Source organism: Alkalibacillus haloalkaliphilus C5, assembly GCF_000269905.1.
Classification (GTDB): domain Bacteria; phylum Bacillota; class Bacilli; order Bacillales; family Alkalibacillaceae; genus Alkalibacillus; species Alkalibacillus haloalkaliphilus_A.
This window is the reverse complement of the sequence record NZ_AKIF01000225.1, coordinates 1-2,804: the sequence shown is the minus strand read 5'-3', so window position 1 is coordinate 2,804 and position 2,804 is coordinate 1. Positions and strand designations below refer to the sequence as shown.

The window sequence follows — 2,804 nt, the reverse complement described above, 5'->3', positions numbered from 1 at the left end:
TGCGCCGATAAACTTCGGGGTACTACATTTTCGTTTGAGGGTTAAAAGTTGTGTGAGCGCCAAAATAGGGTGCTCGAACGCCAAATTAACTGCGTGAGCGCCAGAATAGTTTGTCCGAACGCCAAATTAACTGCGCGAACGCCAAATCACCTCTCAACCCTCATAAACAAAATAAAAGCCCCGCACAATGTCGGGGCTTTTAAATGGGTGATGGCTTACTGTTTTATTGGAATCCTGGATTTACAGGTTCACCATCTTCAATTAATTGGAAGTGTACTTTGCTCACATCAGGGCCTGAGTAAACATTTTCGCCTGAGACACCAAGTTTGTCGCCTTGGCCTACTTCGTCGCCTGCTTCTACATCAATTTCAGATAAGCTAGCGTAGACTGTCATGCGTTCGCCTTCGTGTTCAATTTCAACTGTTTGACCTAATAAATCGTCATCTTTCACTTCAACAACTGTACCACTTAATGCTGCGATGACTTCGAATGGTTCGCCATCAGTTGATGTAATGTCAACTCCTTGGCTTTGGTAGTATCGGTTGTTGTAGAAAATTAATGCATCTTCCTGCTCTTCAGCAGATGCATTGACGTCGTAGAAGTTAGTTATGATTTCTGTGCGGTCTCCTAGTAATACTGGAAGAACCAAATCTTCTTGATCTGCTACTACCGGTTCAGCCTCATCAGCATTTTCTTCTTGATGTTCGATGAGGTCGTTTTGTTCGACTTGCCAGTTGTGATCATTTTCTTCTGCCTCATCTGTACCAGTCATCTGATAAATCAATACCCCTGCTAACACGACAGTCACTAGTGTAATGTAAAGCGTTGGATAGAACCAGCGTTGGCGTGTGAGCTTTTTCCACTTCGATTCGCGGAAAGTCCTTCTTTCCTTTTCATTCATTTTTCATCACCTCAGCAACCATTCTGAACCGAAATGACAAAATATATACATGGAAGAAGAAAAAAATTCTAAAAAACGTGAGTAAAGTCAAGTTTTTAGGACAAAATATAGCTTTTGTTTGTGATGAAAACGAAAACCCACCTAAAAATCAAGGTGGGTCAGCTTTATAATATGCTTTCGATTGATTCAATTTGTACGTCTTGGTAATAGTGTTGTACGATTTCTTGGTATGAGTTACCTGATTGTGCCATGCCGTTTGCTCCGTATTGGCTCATTCCGACACCGTGGCCGTAGCCGTTTGTTTTAAATATAATGTGGTCGGCTTCTGCTTCGATCGAAAAGTCGTTTGAGCGTAAGCCGAGTTTTTCTCTAACTTCTCGCCCTGAAAAAGTCTCGCCGTTAATGACCAGTTCTTTGACACGGTTGCTATCTGTTCTTACTATATTAGAAACATCAAATGTATGGCCTGACAACCCAAGTTGTTGTAACACTTCACTATAGGCGAAAATTTCTTGATCGCGGTACACCGGAGATTGTTCATCCCAAGGGCTCGATACGCTTCTTAAATACGGGATTTCGTTTTGCCAATAGTCTTCAGCGTTTTCGGTATAGCCGTTACTCGTTGAGAAAAAGGCTGCTGTAATGGGATTTCCATCATACGTTATAATTTCTCCTGATGTTTCTTGCACCGCTTGATTGATTTTTCCCATATTACCGGAGTAGTTCACGCCCCATGCTTCTCTTAGTTCACTTTCAGACTGAAACACTTGGTGGTCGACAGTATCGGTCACGTGATATTCTTCATCTGATCCGTGGATGAGTCGCTGTATGACATAAGTTCTTGCAGCTAGTGCCTGCGCTTTCAGTGCTTCCATCTCAAAGTCTGCTGGAATTTCAGAAGCCACTACTAATGCTACATAGTCTTCTAGTGGAACCGTTTCAATCGTGTCAGTGCTTTCCCTTAGCACGTTTACCATGATTTCTTCTTCTCCACCACTAGTCGACACATATTCAGTAGATTGTTCGATGTTGATATGACCGTCTTCTGTAGCTGCTTCTGCGAAAGGTATGACGATTAAACTCGGAATAACTGTAATTACGGCTAGTAAAATGATTCCTAGGATCAGTCCTTGTCGTTTCAATGTAAAATCCTCCTTCAATAAATGAATATTGACTTCTATTAACATTCTTATTCAGGTAGGAAGTTTAATAGAACGGAAAAAATGAGGAGGATATTGAAAAAATTATGAACAAAATTATGATATAGTTCCACTTATATTTGGACAAAAAAAGAGGAAGCGAACGCTCGCTCCCTCTTTTAATCTATGAATTTGATTGTTAACTAGACTGAATCATAGAATCATTTGCTGGATTTTGATTTCCTTCATAAACACGTTCAATGTCAGCACCGATTCCTTTAAGTTTGCCTACAAAATCGACATAACCGCGATCTAAGTGTTTAAGTTCAGTTACGACTGTGCGCCCTTCTGAAACTAAACCAGCTAAGACTAATGCTGCTGCTGCGCGAAGGTCTGTTGCTGAAACTTCAGCACCTTGAAGATTAACTGGTCCTTCAATAATGGCACTACGCCCTTCGATTTTGGCTTTAGCATTCATTCGTCTAAACTCTTCAACGTGCATAAAACGGTTTTCGAACACCGTCTCAGTAAGCACACTTGTGCCGTGTGCCTTCATAGTTAAGGTCATCAACTGAGCTTGAAGGTCAGTTGGAAAACCTGGGTATGGTAATGTTTTGATATCAATTGGTTTTAATAAATCCGTTCCGATTACGCGGACACTGTTTTCATATTCTTCAATTTGAACGCCCATTTCTTTCATTTTCGCAATAAGCGAACGTAAATGAGCTGGAATTGCGCCATCAACGATGATGTCTCCGCCTGTA

The 2,804-nt window shown here is 41.2% G+C and carries 2 protein-coding genes and 1 pseudogene; all 3 read right to left on the bottom strand.

Annotated elements, in window-relative coordinates; genetic code table 11:
* Positions 1-223 precede the first annotated feature (223 nt).
* On the bottom strand, positions 224-901 hold the full coding sequence (locus tag A194_RS18905) for a M23 family metallopeptidase (RefSeq protein WP_017187739.1): 678 nt from the start codon (positions 899-901) through the stop codon (positions 224-226).
* 164 nt (positions 902-1,065) lie between these two features.
* Positions 1,066-2,043 (bottom strand): stage II sporulation protein D, encoded by a 978-nt coding sequence (gene spoIID / locus A194_RS0115685; RefSeq protein ID WP_017187737.1) that lies wholly within the window; start codon positions 2,041-2,043, stop codon positions 1,066-1,068.
* A 196-nt stretch (positions 2,044-2,239) separates the two neighbouring features.
* Positions 2,240-2,804 (bottom strand): annotated as a pseudogene (locus A194_RS18900) (UDP-N-acetylglucosamine 1-carboxyvinyltransferase); the annotation flags it as partial.